The sequence below is a fragment of the Acidimicrobiales bacterium genome (assembly GCA_041394265.1).
Taxonomy (GTDB): Bacteria; Actinomycetota; Acidimicrobiia; order Acidimicrobiales; family SZUA-35; genus JBBQUN01.
This window is the reverse complement of sequence record JAWKIO010000005.1, coordinates 866,653-884,270: the sequence shown is the minus strand read 5'-3', so window position 1 is coordinate 884,270 and position 17,618 is coordinate 866,653. Positions and strand designations below refer to the sequence as shown.

The 17,618-nt window shown below is 67.7% G+C and carries 16 protein-coding genes; 12 read left to right on the top strand and 4 right to left on the bottom strand.

The window, feature by feature from the left end; genetic code table 11:
- Nucleotides 1-44: 44 nt before the first annotated feature.
- Together R2733_04275 and R2733_04270 are read left to right on the top strand one after the other, a co-directional pair.
- Nucleotides 45-1,949: an ABC transporter ATP-binding protein gene (locus R2733_04275; GenBank protein MEZ5375705.1), complete on the top strand. Its 1,905-nt coding sequence runs from the start codon at nucleotides 45-47 to the stop codon at nucleotides 1,947-1,949.
- A complete protein-coding gene (locus tag R2733_04270) occupies nucleotides 1,946-3,859 on the top strand; it encodes an ABC transporter ATP-binding protein (protein ID MEZ5375704.1) in 1,914 nt (637 codons plus the stop codon). The genes R2733_04275 and R2733_04270 overlap by 4 nt, the downstream gene beginning before the upstream one ends.
- A 63-nt stretch (nucleotides 3,860-3,922) precedes the next feature.
- On the opposite strand, the gene R2733_04265 is transcribed toward R2733_04270, so the two are convergent.
- On the bottom strand, nucleotides 3,923-4,192 hold the full coding sequence (locus R2733_04265; GenBank protein MEZ5375703.1) for a GlsB/YeaQ/YmgE family stress response membrane protein: 270 nt from the start codon (nucleotides 4,190-4,192) through the stop codon (nucleotides 3,923-3,925).
- A gap of 86 nt (nucleotides 4,193-4,278) precedes the next feature.
- On the opposite strand from R2733_04265, the gene R2733_04260 reads away from it, so the two are divergent.
- Nucleotides 4,279-5,433 (top strand): hypothetical protein, encoded by a 1,155-nt coding sequence (locus R2733_04260; GenBank protein MEZ5375702.1) that lies wholly within the window; start codon nucleotides 4,279-4,281, stop codon nucleotides 5,431-5,433.
- On the opposite strand, the gene R2733_04255 is transcribed toward R2733_04260, so the two are convergent.
- Entirely contained in the window at nucleotides 5,416-5,874 is a 459-nt protein-coding gene (locus tag R2733_04255; GenBank protein ID MEZ5375701.1) for an META domain-containing protein, read from the bottom strand. The two genes, R2733_04260 and R2733_04255, sit on opposite strands and share 18 nt — an antisense overlap.
- A gap of 228 nt (nucleotides 5,875-6,102) precedes the next feature.
- On the opposite strand from R2733_04255, the gene R2733_04250 reads away from it, so the two are divergent.
- The 3 genes from R2733_04250 to R2733_04240 are packed head-to-tail and all read left to right on the top strand — an operon-like array spanning nucleotide 6,103 to nucleotide 7,936.
- Nucleotides 6,103-6,444 (top strand): PadR family transcriptional regulator, encoded by a 342-nt coding sequence (locus R2733_04250; protein MEZ5375700.1) that lies wholly within the window; start codon nucleotides 6,103-6,105, stop codon nucleotides 6,442-6,444.
- Nucleotides 6,441-7,259: an ATP-binding cassette domain-containing protein gene (locus R2733_04245; protein ID MEZ5375699.1), complete on the top strand. Its 819-nt coding sequence runs from the start codon at nucleotides 6,441-6,443 to the stop codon at nucleotides 7,257-7,259. The genes R2733_04250 and R2733_04245 overlap by 4 nt, the downstream gene beginning before the upstream one ends.
- The gene (locus R2733_04240) at nucleotides 7,256-7,936 is read left to right on the top strand and encodes a hypothetical protein (protein MEZ5375698.1); all 681 of its coding nucleotides are present in this window, start codon (nucleotides 7,256-7,258) and stop codon (nucleotides 7,934-7,936) included. Before R2733_04245 ends, R2733_04240 begins: the two co-directional genes overlap by 4 nt.
- 11 nt (nucleotides 7,937-7,947) lie before the next feature.
- Here R2733_04240 and R2733_04235 read toward each other — a convergent pair whose 3' ends face one another.
- The gene (locus R2733_04235; protein ID MEZ5375697.1) at nucleotides 7,948-8,994 is read right to left on the bottom strand and encodes a helix-turn-helix transcriptional regulator; all 1,047 of its coding nucleotides are present in this window, start codon (nucleotides 8,992-8,994) and stop codon (nucleotides 7,948-7,950) included.
- Nucleotides 8,995-9,066: 72 nt separating this feature from the next.
- Here R2733_04235 and R2733_04230 point away from each other — a divergent pair, with 72 nt between their 5' ends.
- The 6 genes from R2733_04230 to R2733_04205 all read left to right on the top strand — a co-directional run bounded on the left by R2733_04230 (nucleotide 9,067) and on the right by R2733_04205 (nucleotide 17,296).
- Nucleotides 9,067-10,188 (top strand): hypothetical protein, encoded by a 1,122-nt coding sequence (locus R2733_04230; GenBank protein ID MEZ5375696.1) that lies wholly within the window; start codon nucleotides 9,067-9,069, stop codon nucleotides 10,186-10,188.
- Nucleotides 10,189-10,269: 81 nt separating this feature from the next.
- Entirely contained in the window at nucleotides 10,270-10,848 is a 579-nt protein-coding gene (locus tag R2733_04225) for a nucleoside deaminase (GenBank protein ID MEZ5375695.1), read from the top strand.
- The gene (locus R2733_04220) at nucleotides 10,841-12,283 is read left to right on the top strand and encodes an FAD binding domain-containing protein (GenBank protein MEZ5375694.1); all 1,443 of its coding nucleotides are present in this window, start codon (nucleotides 10,841-10,843) and stop codon (nucleotides 12,281-12,283) included. Before R2733_04225 ends, R2733_04220 begins: the two co-directional genes overlap by 8 nt.
- Complete coding sequence (locus R2733_04215) at nucleotides 12,280-14,568, top strand: xanthine dehydrogenase family protein molybdopterin-binding subunit (GenBank protein ID MEZ5375693.1); 2,289 nt, start codon at nucleotides 12,280-12,282, stop codon at nucleotides 14,566-14,568. The genes R2733_04220 and R2733_04215 overlap by 4 nt, the downstream gene beginning before the upstream one ends.
- A gap of 138 nt (nucleotides 14,569-14,706) precedes the next feature.
- On the top strand, nucleotides 14,707-15,945 hold the full coding sequence (gene dinB / locus R2733_04210) for a DNA polymerase IV (GenBank protein ID MEZ5375692.1): 1,239 nt from the start codon (nucleotides 14,707-14,709) through the stop codon (nucleotides 15,943-15,945).
- A 73-nt stretch (nucleotides 15,946-16,018) separates the two neighbouring features.
- Nucleotides 16,019-17,296: a Zn-dependent hydrolase gene (locus R2733_04205; GenBank protein MEZ5375691.1), complete on the top strand. Its 1,278-nt coding sequence runs from the start codon at nucleotides 16,019-16,021 to the stop codon at nucleotides 17,294-17,296.
- Here R2733_04205 and R2733_04200 read toward each other — a convergent pair.
- On the bottom strand, nucleotides 17,286-17,618 hold the full coding sequence (locus R2733_04200) for a hypothetical protein (GenBank protein MEZ5375690.1): 333 nt from the start codon (nucleotides 17,616-17,618) through the stop codon (nucleotides 17,286-17,288). The two genes, R2733_04205 and R2733_04200, sit on opposite strands and share 11 nt — an antisense overlap.

Here is a 17,618-nt window from a genome sequence, read left to right as displayed (position 1 = left end):
GCATTTCTCCCCGAAGCGTCGGTCGGGCGTAGTGTCGACCGTTGATGGATCTGCTTGCCGATGTTGTCGAACTCGAACGTGCCGCCGACGAAGGCTGGGATGGCACCGAGTTCGAGCCGGTGGCGATCGAGCGCACCCGCCCGGCTCCCACGGCGAACGTGCACCCCGACCGATCCCTGGGGTGGATCCGGCGCATGCTGCCGGTCGTCCTCGACAACCGCCTGACCTACTTCGGCACCATCGCCCTGGCGGCCACGGCGATGCTGCTGCAGGTGGCACTGCCGGCGGTGCTGCGCTCGGCGATCGACCAAGCGCTGACCCAACGATCGGTCGGGCTGAACCGGTTCGTGATCGCCGTGCTCGTGATCGGCCTCGTCCGGTCGGCGCTCACGCTCACGTATCGCTTCCTGTTGTACCGAGGTGCGTTCCAGATCGACACCGACCTTCGCATCCTGCTCTACGACCATCTCACCAAGCTGTCGTTCGGCTTCTACGATCGCACCCAGTCCGGCCAGGTGATCTCGCGAGCCAACTCCGACATCCGCTCGGTCCAGATGTTCCTGACCTTCGCGCCGCTCATCTCGATGACGACACTGACGTTCACGTTGGCGATCGGGTTCATGCTGTCGGTCAACGTGCCACTGACGCTGGTCGCCATCGCACCGCTGCCGGGCGTGTATTGGATGGGCGTCCTACTCAGGAACCAGGTGTTCCCGCTGTCGTGGATCGTGCAGTCCCGGCTGGCCGAGGTGGCGACGACGGTCGACGAGAACATCAACGGCGTGCGCGTGGTGCGATCGTTCGGGGCCGAAGAGCGCCAGATCAACCAGCTGGCCGATGCAGCCACAAGGGTGCGCTGGGCCAACATCAAGACCGCCGACGCACAGGCGAGCCACAATCCCCTCATCGAGAACCTGCCCCGTGTCGGCATGGGCCTGGTGCTCGTCTACGGCGGTTGGCTGGTGATCCAGGGCGAGGTCACCGAGGGCACATTGTTCGCGTTCACCGCCTACGTCACCATGCTGCAGGCGCCGTTCCGCATGCTCGGCATGTTCCTCATGCTCGGACAGCGAGCGAAAGCATCAGCCGAGCGCATCTTCGAGATCCTCGACGAGGTGCCCGATGTCCACGACCGGCCCGATGCGGCGCACCTGCGCAACGTCCGGGGTGAGATCGAGTTCGACGACGTCACCTTCGGCTACGAGTCCGCCGACCCCGTGCTGCGACACTGCAGCTTCCGCATCGAGCCGGGGGAGACCGTGGCGCTCGTCGGCCGCACCGGCTCGGGCAAGTCGACCGTGGCCCGATTGCTCAGCCGCTACTACGACATCGACGAGTCGAGCGGTGCAGTGAGGGTCGATGGCCACGACGTTCGAGACCTGACCCAAGTCAGCCTGCGGGCGAACATCGGTCTCGTTGCCGACGACCCCTTCCTGTTCTCGGTGAGCTTGGCCGACAACATCGCCTACGGCCGTCCGGGCGCGAGCCGAGACGACGTGATCGCCGCCGCCAAGGCCGCCCAGGCGCACGACTTCATCACGGCCTTGCCCGAGGGCTACGACACCGTCGTCGGCGAACGGGGCTACACCCTGTCCGGCGGCCAACGCCAGCGCATCGCCATCGCCCGTTCGCTCCTGGTGAACCCGAAGATCCTCGTGCTCGATGATGCGACGAGCGCCATCGACGTGCTCGTCGAGGAGCGGATCCACGCTGCGCTCGAACAGCGCCTCGCCGAGCGGACCACCATCGTCATCGCCCACCGGCTCTCGACCATCGCCCTCGCCGACCGGGTGCTGCTGCTCGATGAGGGGCGCGTCGTTGCATCGGGTCGCCATCGAGACCTCATGGAGTCCGAGCCTCGCTACTCAGCAGTGCTCGCCCATCTCGATGACGAGGTCGACGCCGACCCGCTCGATGACGCAACCACGACCGACGGAGGCGAACGATGAGTTTCGGACCTCCCGCCGGCTCGCCGTTCTCCGGTCCGTCGGCGTCGCAGACCGCCGCCCGCAACGGCCTGCCGTTCGCCGGCGTGCCGAGCGAATTGGCGGAGCGAGCCAAGGCGATCCTCGACACCGAACCCGAGCACCCGAAGGCCAACGTCACCTTCGTCCAGGCGGGCGCGGAGACGCAGCCGTTCACGCTCCGATCGTTCCTGGCGCCGAACCGCAACAAGCTGGTCTTTGTCGGGCTTCTCGTGATCATCGAGACCCTGTCGCTGCAGGCCGGGCCACTCCTCACGCAGCGCGGCATCGACCGCGCCATCGTGCCTCGAGACACGACGGCCCTGTGGTGGATCGGGCTCGCCTACGCGGCGTCGATCGTCGTGAACCTGGTGGCGGGAGCGGTACGGATCCGCTTCGCCAACCGCGTGGGCGAGGGCCTGATGTACGACCTGCGGGTGCGGGTGTTCTCACACCTCCAGCGGCAGTCGCTCGACTTCTTCACCCGGGAGAAGGCGGGCGTCCTGATGACCCGCATGACGTCCGATATCGACGCGCTGACCGTGCTGTTCCAGGACGGATTGGTGAACCTGGCGGTGCAGGGGCTCACGCTCGTCATCATCACGGTGGTGATGTTCACCCTCAACTCGACGCTGGCGGCCATCCTGCTCGTCATCGTGGTGCCGTCCATGCTGGCCCTCAGCGTGTGGTTCAAACGGGCGTCGGAGCGGAACTACGCCCTGGTGCGCGACAAGATCGCGCTCGTGCTCGCTGATCTGTCGGAGAGCCTGGCCGGGGTGCGGGTGATCACGGCGAACAACCGTCGCCGCCACAACAACATCCATCACGCCAACGTCGTCAACGAACACCGAGACGCCAACGTGCGAGCCTCGACGATCGGTGCCATCTATGGCCCGGCGAACGAGGCGATCGGGGTCATCGGTCAGGCGCTCCTGCTGCTGATCGGTGGACGCATGGTGCTCGATGGTCGGTTGACCGTCGGCGAGCTGTTCGCCTTCCTCCTCTATCTGACCGCCTTCTTCGCCCCGATCCAGCAACTGGTCCAGTTGTACAACTCGTACCAGCAAGGGCAGGCGGCCGTCACGAAGATCCGGGGGCTCCTCGCCACCCAACCGAGTGTGGTCGAGGCCCCCGGCGCCCACGTGCTGCCACCCATCGAGGGTCGGCTCGAACTCGAGGGGGTCACGTTCGGATACTCGCCCGACGAGCCGGTGCTGTTCGACCTCGATCTCGTGATCGAACCGGGCGAGACGATCGCCGTGGTGGGGCCGACCGGCGCCGGCAAGTCCACGGTTGCGAAGCTCGTCACTCGCTTCTACGACCCGCAGGCGGGCACGGTTCGACTCGATGGTCACGACCTGCGCGAGGTCACGATCCATTCGCTGCGGTCTCAGCTCGGTGTGGTGCCACAGGAACCCTTCCTCTTCAACGGAACGATCGGCGACAACGTGTCGTTCGCTCGCCCTGGCGCCACCGAGGCCGAGATCCTCGAAGCCTGCGCAGCGGTCGGTTTGTCCGACATGCTCGCTCGGCTGCCCGATGGCATCGACACGATCGTCCACGAACGCGGCTCGTCGTTGTCGAGCGGCGAGCGTCAGCTGCTGGCACTCGCACGGGCCTTCATGGCCAGACCCCGGGTCCTCGTTCTCGACGAGGCGACCTCGAATCTCGATCTGGCGTCGGAGACGATCATCGAGCGAGCGCTCGACGTGGTGCTCGAGGGGCGGACGGCCATCGTCATCGCCCACCGCTTGGCCACGGCCATGCGGGCCGACCGGATCGCCGTGATCGACGGTGGTCGGCTCATCGAGCTCGGCACCCATGACGATCTGGTCGCCAACAACGGCCACTACGCCGCGATGTTCGCGAGCTGGGACGCCCACACATCAGCCTGACCGTTTTCGATGGCCATGACTGCGACGTGAAGCGAAGGCGACCCTCGCCGAATCGGGCGCAGCTCAGTACCGACTGGGTTGACGCCCGTTCCCGCCGAACATGCGGGCCAGTACCAGGAGCAGGACCGCGCCGAACACCGAGCCGAGGAAACCGCTCGGCGCCACATCGAAACCGCGGCCGGCCAGGATGTCGATCACCGTGCCGCCGACGATCGAGCCGATGATGCCGAGTCCGACCGTGCCGATGCAGCCCAATGCATGCGGACCTCGGACGAGGAGCCTGGCAACCGCCCCGACGATCAGTCCGGCGATGATCCACGTGAGCAATCCCATGCACCGATTCTCGCACGGCCGGCGGGAGTTGGAGATTCGGGCAGCGAGGTGCAGGCTGATCACCCACGTTGTTCGAGAAGGAACCCATGTCGCGTTTCGAAGCTGCCGCCATCTGCACCCCCGGTCTCGAAGCCGTATGCGAGCAGGAACTGCGTGCTCTGGGCATCAAGCCGAAGCCCGGGGCCCACGGTGTGGTGGAGTTCTGGGCGACACCTCGCCAGCTCTACGCCGCCAACGTGTGGCTACGCACCGCGGCGCGAGTGCTGATCCGCATCGCCAAGTTCCGAGCAACCGACTTCGCCCATCTGCAGGAGCGGGCGGCCGAGATCGACTGGGCCACCTGGATCGCCGACGACTACGCGCCCCAGTTCCGGGTGACCGCACACAAGTCGGCGCTCTACCACACCGACGCCATCGCACAGCGGCTGCACCAGGTCGTCGGACCGCCCTCGATCGGCGAACCCGAGCAGCCGTTCATCGTGCGATTCGACCACGACATCGCCACCGTGAGCGTCGACTCCAGCGGTATCCCCCTGCACCGGCGCGGCTGGCGAGTCGACATCGGCGTTGCGCCGCTGCGCCCCACCATGGCCGCAGCGCTCTTGCTCGCCGCCGGCTACGACGGCACGGTCCCGGTCGCCGACCCGTTCTGTGGATCGGGAACGATTGCCATCGAGGCGGCGCTCATTGCCCGCAACCTGCCGCCCGGCGGTGCTCGGCGGTTTGCCTTCCAGACCTGGCCCGACTTCGACACCGGTTCGTGGGCCAGCGTGAACGGTGGGGCGAAGTCGATGGCCCGAGAGGTCGACTTCGTGATCGAGGCGAGTGATCGAGATTCCGCCGCCGTCGAGGCGACCCGAGCGAACGCCGAGCGGGCCGGGGTTGGCGACATCGTGAAGGTGGAGCAGCGGGTCGTCGCCCACCTGACCGGCGCGACCGGTCCCGGCCTGGTCGCCTCCAATCCGCCCTACGGCAAGCGAGTCGGCGACGGTGATCTCGGTGCGCTCTACAAGCGCTTCGGGGCCGTCGTGCGAGAACGCCGCCCGGAGTGGGGACTTGCGGTCGTCGCATCCGACCCCCGGCTGGCCCGAACGGCCGACAACCGGCTCCGGCCCCTGACCTCGCTGGGCCACGGAGGGATCAACGTCGAATTCCTGGCTCGCACTCCTGACCCCGCCGATCTCGCCACCGCTGAACCGGCTGCGCCCGAGGCAGCGCAGGATTCAGCCGGCTCGGAGTAGCACCAGCTCGCTGTCGGGGCCCGAAAGTGTCAGCTCGTCACCGCTGGTCGACCAGGTCTCGACCGCTCCGATGGCGGAAGCGAAGGATCGGTCGATGGCGAGGAGCCACGGCTCGGTGTCGTCGTCGCATGCCGGCTTGGTCCCGCCGGGCAACGTGAAGCCCGCTCGGCCGTCGTCGAGAAAGGTGAACGAACCGAACAGGGTCCGGCACCCGGTTGCGGCCTCGACCGAGGCGAGGCTGGTGTCGATGTCGACGACGATCACGTCGGACGCCAAGTCGACGGGCTCGCCATCGATCACCATCGACTCGACCGTCCATGTCGCATCGAAGACGGGGTCGGGCTCTGCCGCATACCCGGTGCGAGCACACCCTGCCCCCAGCAGCGCCATGAGTCCCGCCACCGCCGCCGCCGTTGGTCCACCTCGCCGCCATCGCCCCACGCACCCATTCTGTGCGTCAAACCCACCGCCATCCCCGTTCTGTGCGCCAAACGCGTCGTCTGCGGGAACTTTGACGCACAGAACGGGATGGGTGGGAAGTTTGACGCACAGTTCGAGGGGGGCGATGGGGGACGAGCGGGGCACACGGCAGGGCACACGACGACGGTACTGGTCGCCGTGAGGGTCGTGACCCACGCGCGGCACGCGAGCTAGATAGGCTTTCTATCTATGTCGGAATCCATGCTTCCTGCCGGCTGGCTTCGGGGTGTCCTCGATCCGTGCCTGCTCTCTCTGCTGTCCGAAGGTGAGGCCTACGGCTATGAACTGGCCGGGCGACTCGAAGCGGCCGGACTCGGCCGCATCCCCGGAGGTACGCTCTACCCGGCGCTCTTGCGGCTGGAGAAGCAGCAGCTCCTGTCGGCCGAGTGGCGGGCTGGCGAGGGTGGGCCCGGCCGCAAGTACTACCGGCTCAGCGACGCAGGGCGGGCAGAGCTGGCCGGCAACGCGGCCCTGTGGGGCGAATTCGCCACCTCGGTGGCAGCCGTACTGGCGATCGGCGCCCAAGCATGAGAAACGACTCGTGGCTCGATGCGTTCGCCCACGAACTCGAGCTCGCCGGTCTGCGAGCACTGGAGCGGGCCGAGATCCTGGTCGAGACCGACGGGTTCCTGTCCGACGCCGACGTCGGCGCCTTCGAGCACTTCGGCTCGCCGGTCGACTACGCGGCCGAGATCATCGCTGCGATCGGCGGGCAAAGCCAGCGTTTGGTGGCGGCTGATGCGCCGAACGTGCTCACGGTGTCAGGCGTGTCGAAGCGCTACCGACGACGACCGGTGCTGAGCGACGTCAGCTGCGACGTGCCGAGTGGGGGACTGGTGGTGCTCACCGGTCCGAATGGTGCCGGCAAGTCGACCCTCCTGCGCATCATTGCCGGACTCGAGTCGCGTGACGCGGGTTTCATCGACTGCGACGGCTCCATCGGCTACGTGCCGCAGTCCGGCGGGCTCGACCCCTACTTGCGACCGTCCGAACACTTCGCGCTGACGGGTGTGGCGGCCGGGCTGGCCGCACCCGCCGCCATCCGAGAGGGCCAACGCCTGGCCGACGAACTCGGCTGGGACGCCGCGGCGGCACCCAGGGCCGGGGAGTTGTCGGGCGGGACGCAGCAGAAGTTGAGCGTGATCATCGCCCTGATGGGAACGCCGTCGATCCTGCTCCTCGATGAGCCCTACCAAGGGATGGACGCCGAGAGCACTCACCGATTCTGGGAGTTGCTCTGGGCCTGGCAATCCGAGGGCGGCTCGACCCTCATTGCCTCCCACGCGCCCGACGCCTTGCGCACCGCCACGTCGGTGGTCGAGATCGAAGGATTGCCGACCCGATGACAACGATCACGTTGGTGACCCTCCGAGCCCGGACCACGCTCTTGGCGATTGCTCGACGGCGCCTGACCGTCGCCATCTTGGTGGCGATGCCGCTGGTGTTCTACCTGGTATCGCACGACGCCGTGGGCCGAGCGGTCCGATCGCTGGCCTTCGGCCTCAGCTGGTCGATCAGCACGGTCGCCTTCTTCGCCGCGCAGTCGGCGCGAGAACTCGAGCCCCGGCTCGGGCTCGCCGGTGCTCGTCGATCGCACCTGCTCCTTGGGCGACTGCTGGGACTGCTCGTCGCTGCGGCGGGGCTGACCACAGTGTTCAGCCTCATCGTGTCGATCGACGAGCCACGGAGCATGGCGGGGGTCGTACTCGACTTTGCCGTGACCTGCCTCGTCGCCATCGGGCTCGGGACGGCGGTCGGCGCGCTGCTCGATCGCGAGCTCGAGGGAACGCTCGTGCTCTTCTTCTTCGCCGGCCTGCAGGCGATCGTGAATCCGTTCGACACCTACTCGCGGCTGCTGCCGTTCTGGTCATCGAGGGAGCTGGGCACGTTCGCCGTCGACGGTCCCGACGTCGGATCCCTTGGCGACGGTCTGACCCATGCCGCCATCACGCTGGCGCTGTGTGTCGTCGTCGTCACCGTGTCGCTGCGAGGGACCGCTGCGAGACCGAGTCGTCTGCGTTGAGCGGCGCTCGTTCAGTCGAGCATGGTCCGCAGGATGGCGACCGCTGCGGCTCGGTTGTCGACTTCGAGTGCCTGGAACACCGCCTCGAGGTGCTTCTTGACCGTGCCCGTGGAGAGTCCGAGGGTTGACGCGAGCTGGGCGTTCGTGCCCCCCGTCTCGGCGAGTGCTCGAGCCACATCGGTCTGGCGCGGTGTGAGCCCAATGCTGCCGAGGTCGATCTTCTCAGCGCTGCTGCCGACCCGGCGTGCCATCAACACGGTCGGGCCGATGGGGAGGGAGCGGATCACGCAATGCCAGCGTTCCTCGCCGATCGTCAGCTCGTGGTGCGAAGCTCGTGGTCGGTCTGTTCGATCGGCCGGAAGCAGCTCGGCGATCTCGGCGGGGACTCGTTGCCTCTCGACCAGCGGGGTGGCCGACCGCAAGCCGGGGGGATGGCGGGGTGACGTGCTCTCGACCGTGCCGTCGGACCTCACGATGGCAACGGTCCAGCCGTCGCGTTCGGCCTCGTGCTCCATTGCGAGCGATCGCTCTCGCACCAGCACCGCCCGGTGGTGCATCGCCAAGTGCGGGACGAGCGTGTCGAGGATGGCGACGTCGCGGTCGCTGAACTCGCCTTGGTCCTCGCGTCGATTGAGGGCATACCCAACGACGACATCGGGGGGTGAGGGCAGGCTCAACACGAGCTGGTACCGCACGTCGAACGCAGCGTAGAACCGTTGGTAGAGGTCGGTGTCGGTGAAGTGCGCGCCCTCGGGTACGTCGCAGAGACGAAGTGCTCCGCAGCCAGGATCGGCAAGCATCCGAGCAACGAGCGGGTGCTGATCGGCGAACCGGTCGTACGCAGGCGCGAGTTCGGTGGCGAGTGCCTCGTCGTCGGGCGGGACGACCAGGTGGCGGTAGTCGCCGCTGGCCATCGTCATGTCGTTGAATGACGCACTGGTGCAGGCGATCAAGGACCGAAGCCCTTCCAGAACATCGGCAAACGGGGGCGGGGGGTCGGCCATCAGGCGCGTGGCGACGTCCAGCACCGCTCGAAGATCTCGCTCGTCCAATCGCACGACGGGCGGGAGACTAGTGCTACGTCGAATGACGTATGGCATCGAGCAGGCGAAACGGGCATGGTGGCGGGCATGGGGAGCGGTTGGTCGATGCTGAGATTCGTGCTGGCTCTGGTCCTGGCGGGACTGCTCGCCGGGTGCGGTGGTAGCGAAGGCGCGGATCAGGAAGGAGCCACCGCCGGCGTATCGATCGAGGAGGGGACCGACCCGTCGACGAGTGGCGATGGGTCGGCGGTCGACGAACAGGCCGACGGCAGTGGTGAGAATGCCGGCAGCGATTCCCTCGAGGACGCGCCGTTGCTCGAGCCGGTGCAGCGATTCGCCGTCGACAAAGGCGACGCCGTCGACATCGGCGGGATCGCCCTCTCGCCCGATGGTGTGACGGTGGTCGTTGCCTTGCTCGACGATCGGGGATCGCCCACGTCCCTGCAGTTCTATGACGCCGCGACCGGCACGCAGTCCCAGACCGTCGAGGTCGACGCCATCGGCATGGGGCCGCTGTACTGGAGCGCTGATGGCCGGCTCACGTCGCTGCTCTTGCAGGACGGCTTCTCCTGGCAGTCATGGGAACCAACGACCTTCGCCCCGATGGCGCCCGTGCCGGCTGATCCCGGATGTGCCGACGGGCAACTCGACAAGGCGACCGGTGCGGTGTTCTCGACCGACGACCTCGGGACGATGGGTGACACGATCTGTCGGGTCGACACCCTCAGCGGCGAAATGGCGGTCGTGCCGGACGGCACCCTCGTCACCCCCGACGAGTTCTGGGTACGCCCGGGATCGGACGAGTTGGTGATCGTGCACTACCCCGACCCCGACGCGAAGGAGCTGCTGGTCCTCGACTCGGCCACCTTCGAGCCCCGATCGAGGACCGAGTTGACCTTCGACCAGTGGGTCAAGGCGGTCGGGGCCACCACCTGGATTCAGGATGTCGCTGCAAGCACCCATGTGCTCGAGCCAGGTAGCATCGCCGCTCCCGCCATCACGGCCCCACTGCGGGCGAGTGGAGCCGGCACGATGTTCATCTCGGCCGATGGCGCGGAGAACCACGTCGTGGTGTCGGCCACCGACGGCTCGGTGATCGGCACGTTCCCGGCACAGATGAACCTGAGCAACTGGTCGGACTGGTCGATCGACGACTCGGTCTTCGCTCGGGCGACGCTCGACGACCACATCGAGATCTTCCACTTCTGACGCGAACCTCACCTGCGGGATTCACACTGCTGTCATCTGGCGACGTTGACGCTGTGTCGTTCTCTGGGCACGCTTCGTGTCATGAACGCTTCGACGTCCATCGTCATCGACCTTCCGGACTGGATCTGGGAGCGTGTGGCGGCGGTGGGTCCGCTGGCCACGGTCGAGGACCGGATGTCGTTCGTGATCGAACTGGCGGCGGCCAATGTTGCCGACGGCGGTGGCCCGTTCGGGGCTGGGGTGTTCGACGCCGACGGCTACCTGATCGCTCCCGGGGTGAACCGTGTCGTGCCGGCGTCGGCGCCGATTGCTCACGCTGAGGTGGTCGCCATCGCCATGGCCGGCCAGCGGCTCGGCACCTGGGACCTTGCATCGGCCGGCGCCTTCGAGCTGGTCACCACCACCGAGCCCTGCGCCATGTGCTTGGGCGCCGTTCCGTGGTCGGGTGTGCAACGATTGGTCTGTGGTGCCCGCGACGAAGACGCACGATCGGTCGGCTTCGACGAGGGGCACAAGCCCTCGGACTGGGTCGAGCGGTTGGTCGCCGACGGGATCGAGGTCGTGGTCGATGTCGAGCGATCGGCAGCCACCAAGGTGCTGACCGACTATGCGAGTCAGGGCGGCTCGATCTACAACGGCGGGGAGGCCGCAGGTGCATGAGGTTCAGCGGCCGGCGATCGAGCCGGTCAACTATGTCGCCCCGACCACGATCGAGGAGGTACTCGAGCTCCTCGCTCGACACGGTGAGCGAGCCAGAGTCGTCGCCGGTGGCACCGACCTCATGGTCGAGCTCGATCGACGGGTCGGTGGCGAGGTCGACGTACTGATCGATCTCACCAGGATCGACGGACTCGATGCGATCTACGAGTCTCGCCACGGCCTCCACCTCGGCCCGCTCGTCACACACAATGCCGTCGCGACCTCGCCGCTCCTGGTCGAGCGGGCGTTGCCGTTGGCTCAGGCCTGCCTCGAGGTCGGCTCGCCGGCGCTTCGCAACCGGGCGACGGTGGTGGGCAACGTCGTCACCGCCAGTCCGGCCAACGACACGATCTCGGCCTTGCGAGCGCTCGGGTGTGAGGTGTCGTTGGCGTCGACTCGAGGGATCCGCTCGGTCTCCCTTGATGAGTTCCACACCGGTGTCCGTGCGACCGTGAAAGCACCCGACGAGTTGGTCACGGGGCTGACGATCCGTCCACTGGAATCCGACGAACGAGGGCTGTACCTCAAGCTCGGCCTCCGCAAGGCCCAGGCCATTTCGGTGGTCCACGCAGCCATCGTGGTCGCCTTCGACGGCGATGTCGTCAGGTCGGCTCGCATCGCGCTGGGCTCGGTGGCGCCGACCATCGTGCGCGCCACCGCCGCCGAGGCGGCACTGATCGGCCGACGGCTCGTCGCCGACGCGATCGAAGCCGCAGCAACCGCGGCCGCTGCTGCCGTCCAACCGATCGACGACCTGCGGGCTCCGGCCGAGTATCGGGTCGACCTGCTATCGGTCATGGTCAGCCGCATGCTCGGTGCCATCGCTCGCAACGAGCAGGGTCGTATGTGGCCGGTGACCGTGCCGGTGCTCGGCGGCCCCGCTGTTGTGCCGGCCACCCCGACCTCCACGGTCGAACTGGGAGAGGGCGATGTCGTCTCGTCCACCGTCAACGGGGTGACGATCCAGGCCCCGTGGATTGGGGGCAATCTCCTCGACTGGCTGCGCGAGTCCGCGGGGCTCACGGGCACCAAGGAGGGCTGTGCAGAAGGGGAGTGCGGATCATGCACCGTGCACCTCGAGGGAACCTCGGTCTTGAGCTGTCTCGTGCCTGCTGGGCGGGCTGAGGGGGCGAACATCACCACCATCGAGGGGCTGGCCGACGGCGGCGTTCTCCATCCGCTCCAACAGGCATTCGTCGATCACGCCGCCGTCCAGTGCGGGTACTGCATCCCCGGCTTCCTGATGGCGGGCTCGGCGCTGTCCCGGGAATGCCCCGATCCGGGCGAGCACGACCTCCAACTCGGGCTGTCGGGCAACCTCTGCCGATGCACCGGCTACTACAAGATCATCGAGGCCCAGGTGTCGCTGAGCGCAACGCAGGAGGTGGCGCGATGACCGGGAGCAACGACACCGGGATGGGGCACGTCGTCGCTCGCCTCGACGCCGAGGACAAGACCACCGGGGCGGCCGAGTATCCCGGCGACCGTTGGCCCGAAGGCGTGGCCCACGCCGTCATCGTGTTCACCGACCAGCCGCACGCTCGCATCACCAAGCTCGACACTGCCGCGGCCGAGGCGGCCGATGGCGTGCTGCTGGTGATCACCGCCGCCGACGTGCCGGTCAACGAATACGGACTCACGATGGCCGACCAGCCGGTGCTCATCGGCCCGGTCACCTCTGGGCGATCGGCGGTTCCGGCCGACGTGTCCCGCTGGGAGGCCGACCAGTTGGCGGTCGTCGTCGCCGACACTGCCGCACAGGCGTTGGCCGCTGCTGCGCTGATCGAGACGGAGTGGGAAGAGCTGCCGATCCTCGCCGATCTCGACGCGGCGCTGGCCGACGGAGCGCCGATGCTCCACCCCGAGAACGGTCAAGGTTCCAACGCCTACTACCACCTCGTGGTGCGCAAAGGTGATGTCGCCGAGGCGTTCGCCCGGGCCGACGTCGTGGTCGAAGGCACCTACGAGTTCCCCTACCAGGAGCACGCCTACCTCCAGCCCGAGGCGGCATTGGCATACGTCGACGACGAGGGTCGACCGACCGTCGAGATCGCCGGACAGTGGACCCACGAAGACCGCGAACAGATCGCCCATGCGCTCGACCTGCCCGACGAGGCCGTTCGAGTGATCTACCCCTCGATCGGTGGTGCCTTCGGCGGTCGAGAAGACATGAGCATGCAGATCGTGCTCGCGCTCGCGGCCCAGCGGCTGTGGGCCAAGGGCATCGAGCGTCCGATCCGGTCGCAGTGGAGCCGCGAGGAGTCGATCGTCGGTCACCACAAACGGCATCGTGGCCGAGTGCATGCTCGCCTGGCCGCCACCAAGGATGGGCTCATCCTCGGGGTCGAGGCCGACGGGTACCTCGACGCAGGCTCGTACAACTACACCTCGAACAAGGTGCTCGGAAACATGCACCTCACCGTCGCCGGGCCCTACGAGGTGCCGAACGCCCGCATCGACTCCTACGCGGTCTATACCAACGCCGTGCCTGGCGGTGCGTTCCGAGGCTTCGGTGGACCTCAGGGTTGTTTCGTGTCCGAGAGCCAGATGAACAAGCTCGCCGAGGCGACCGGGATCGACCCCGTCGAGATCCGGCGCCGCAACGCACTCGGCGAGGGTTCGATCGGGATCACCGGCACCGAGATGCCTCCCGGCGTGTCGATCCCCGAGGTGATTGAGGCCTGTGCCGAAGCGGCCTCGTGGGAGGAACCGCCGAAGCCAGTCATGCCGATCGCCTCGTTCGCTTCGCTTCCGCCGACGAGTGGTTCGGTGCGCCGCGGTCGAGGTTTTGCCTGCGCCTACAAGAACGTCGGCTTCTCGTTCGGCTTCCCCGAACGATCGGTGGCCAAGATCGTGCTGCACGCCGACGACCGCACCGATGCCGACCACGCCGGCGACCGGCCCGACTGGGCCGAGGTGTTCCTGGCCGGGGCCGAGGTAGGCCAGGGCTCACACACCGCCTTCGTGCAGATGGTGGCCGAGGCCGTCGGCCTGCCGTTCGATCGCATTCGGCCGACGTTCTCCGACACCGCCACCACCGGCGACTCCGGGTCGGCGTCGGCGTCGCGGCTGTCGTTCATGACCGGGAACGCCATCCTCGGTGCCGCCGAGCAGGCCGACAAGGCGTGGCGCGACGGTGACCGCCCCGCCGTCGGTGAGTTTCGCTACGTGCCGCCTCCCACGGAGCCGCTCGACCCCGAGGGTGCGCCGACCACACCGAACTTCGCCTACGGCTACGTCGCCGAGGCCGTCGATCTCTCGGTCGACCTCGAGACCGGGCACATTCGCGTACACGACGTCACGTGCGCCGTCGACGCCGGTCGGGTCATCAATCCGCAGCTGGCCGTCGGTCAGGTCGAGGGAGCGATCATCCAGGCCCACGGCTACGCCCTGTCGGAGCAGCTCGTCGTCGAGAACGGACGGGTCCTCAATCCTCGCTTCAGCGGCTACCTGATTCCCGGCATCGGCGACATCCCCGAGCGCGTGGCGTCGGTGCTGGTCGAGGTCCCCGATCCTCGCGGCCCGTTCGGCGTGCGGGGCATCGCCGAGATGCCCCTCATTCCCTACGCCCCGGCGATCGCCGCGGCCCTCCACGACGCCACCGGCGTCTGGTTCGACCACTTCCCGCTCACCCCACCCAACGTTCGAGCCCAACTGAAGGCCGCCGGCGTCATCAGCTGAACCCACCTGCAAACCTCCGGGGTTCCGTTCGATCCAGGCAAAGCTCCGGGGTGGCGTTACTCGGGGCGTACGCAGGGCCGAAGGTTGTGGGGGATTGGACGGTGGACGGAAGGGTGCGGCGGTCGTAGAGTGTCGAACATGTGTTCGATGCATGCAGCTGGGAGTGCCGGGGGAGGGCCGGCGGCGGCGTCGATTCTGCATGCTGACCTCGATGCGTTCTATGCCTCGGTCGAACAGCGCGATCGGCCCGATCTGCGGGGCGTGCCGATGGCCGTCGGCGGCGGTGTCATCTTGTCGGCCAGCTACGAGGCCCGGGTGATGGGAGTGCGCACGGCGATGCCGATCCGCATGGCCCGCGAATGCTGTCCCCAGCTGATCTCGGTGTCGCCTCGGATGGAGGCCTATAGCGAGGCGAGTCGGGCGGTCTTCGAGATCTTCGAAGACACCACCCCGCTGGTCGAGCCCATCTCGATCGACGAGGCCTTCCTCGACGTCTCGGGTCTGTGGCGACTCGTGGGTTCCCCCGAACAGATCGCCTTCGAGCTTCGGCGGCGGGTGGCCGACGAGGTCGGTCTGCCCATCTCGGTGGGTGTGGCCCGCACCAAGTTCCTGGCCAAGGTGGCGAGCGGTGTGTGCAAGCCGAACGGTCTGCTTGTGGTCGAGCCCGACGGCGAGCTCGGCTTCCTCCATCCGCTCCCGGTCGGTCGTCTTTGGGGCGTCGGTCCGAAGACGGCGGCCAAGCTGGCCGAGCGGGGGATCACCACAGTGGGGCAGGTCGCCGACCTGGGCGAGACGGCGTTGGTGTCCGTGCTGGGCAAGGGATCAGGCCGCCATCTTCATGCTCTGGCCCACAACCGCGACCCCCGGCGAGTCGTCACGGGCAAACGACGATCGTCGATCGGCGCGCAGCGGGCATTGGGACGACGCGAGCGTTCGTTCGTCGACCTCGAGGGGGTGCTGCTCGAACTGGTCGATCGGGTGTCGAGGCGGTTGCGCAACGGCCATCGAGTCGGTCGCACCGTGACCCTCCGCTTCCGATTCGGCGACTTCACGCGAGACACCCGTTCGCACACCTTGCACGAAGCGACGGCGTCGACCGCGGCCTTCCTCGACGTCGCCAGGATCCTGTTGGTCGCTCGCCGGGCCGAGATCGAGCAGCGAACCCTCACACTCCTCGGCTTCACGATCTCCAACCTGGCGCCGGCCAATGCGGTGCAGCAGACCTTGCCGTTCGACTCACGGTCGTCGGCCGAGCTCGATGCCGCACTCGACACGGTGAAGGATCGGTTCGGGTCGAAGGCGATCGGTCGGGCCGCGCTCGTCGGCCAGCGGCCTGCGTTCACCGTGCCGTTGCTGCCCGACCCCATGGACGGTTGACCCGCCGAGGGGGCGAGACCGGCTCGAACCGCATCTATTGACAGGCGCTGACCTGGGCTGGACCATGTCCGGCGTGACTGTCACCTCTCCCTCGTCCGCCTTGCAGCACGGCGCCCCGCTGCGTATCGACGCCGCTCGTCTCCAGGACCGCCTTGCGATGCTGTCGAGCATCGGCGGCATCCAGGGCACCACGGGCGCCGCCCGTCTGGCCTTCTCCGACGCCGACCGCCAAGGTCGTGATCTCGTGGTCACCTGGATGGAGGACCTCGGTCTCGAGGTTCGGATCGACGCCATCGGCAACGTGGTCGGCACGCTGGCCGGCACCGAGGACCTCCCGGCGGTGATGACCGGGAGCCACATCGACACGGTGCGAACCGGCGGGCGCTACGACGGCAATCTGGGCGTGCTCGCCGGTCTCGAGGTCATCGAGACCGTGCTGGCGGCCGGCGTCCAGACCCGGCACCCGATCTCGGTCGGCTTCTTCTCCAACGAGGAAGGCGCCCGCTTCCAGCCCGACATGATGGGGTCGCTCGTCTACGTCGGCGGCCTGCCACTCGAGGAGGCGTACGACACCGTCGGGATCGACGGGGCAACGGTGCGAGACGAGCTGGATCGCATCGGCTACCTGGGGGCGGCGCCCGTTCCCGGCCTCGTTCCCCACGCCTACCTCGAGCTGCACATCGAACAGGGGCCGGTGCTCGAAGAGGCCGGCATCCAGATCGGGGTGGTCGAAGGGGTGCAAGGCATCTCGTGGACCGAACTCGAGATCGTCGGGCAGTCGAATCATGCCGGCACCACCCCGATGCGCCTGCGCCACGATCCGGCGTGGGTGGCGGCCGAGATCACCACGTTCGTTCGGTGGCTCGCGCTGGAACTGGGGCACCCGCAGGTGGCCACGGTGGGCCGACTCGAGCTGCAGCCCAATCTCGTCAATGTGGTGGCGGCCCGAGCCACGATGACCGTCGATCTCCGCAACACCGACGACGCGCTGCTCGAAGAGGCCGAGCAGCGACTGGCCGCCAAGGTGGCCGAACTGGCCGAGCGGGAGGGGGTCGACATCACCAGCAGGTCCCTTGCTCGCTTCGAGCCGGTGGCCTTCGATCCTGACGTCGTCGACCGGGTCGAACGTGCGGCGGTGGCTGCCGGGCTCACCACCATGCGGATGCCGTCGGGGGCCGGTCACGATGCCCAGATGTTCGCTCGTGTGGCGCCGACGGCGATGATCTTCACTCCGAGCCATCTGGGTATCAGCCACAACCCGGCCGAGCACACCGACCCCGACGACATCGAGGCCGGTGCGAACGTCTTGCTTTCGGTGCTGCTCGACCTCGCCGAGGTCGTCAGCGAGTGAGATCGTCGGTTGGTCGCGTGACGGCGAGCACCACGAGGAGCAGCGCGGCGAAGCTGGCGCCCAGCGTGGCGTAGGACCACCGGCTGTCGAGGAGTCGACCGGTTGCGCCGGAGAAGGCCACCGTGGCGATCGCTGCGGCCCAGAACATGGCCTGGCGCCGACCGCCGGCGAGGGGGCGGCGCCGGGTGCTCGACGGAGACACCGGTCCGTCCAGCGCGACCTCTTCGAAGGTCGGTGGTCGCGTCGGCGGCGGACCGAACGGCTCGTTCTGGCTGGTCACACTGATGGCATCGGGTCGCAACTGCGGCAGCTTGAGGCTCAC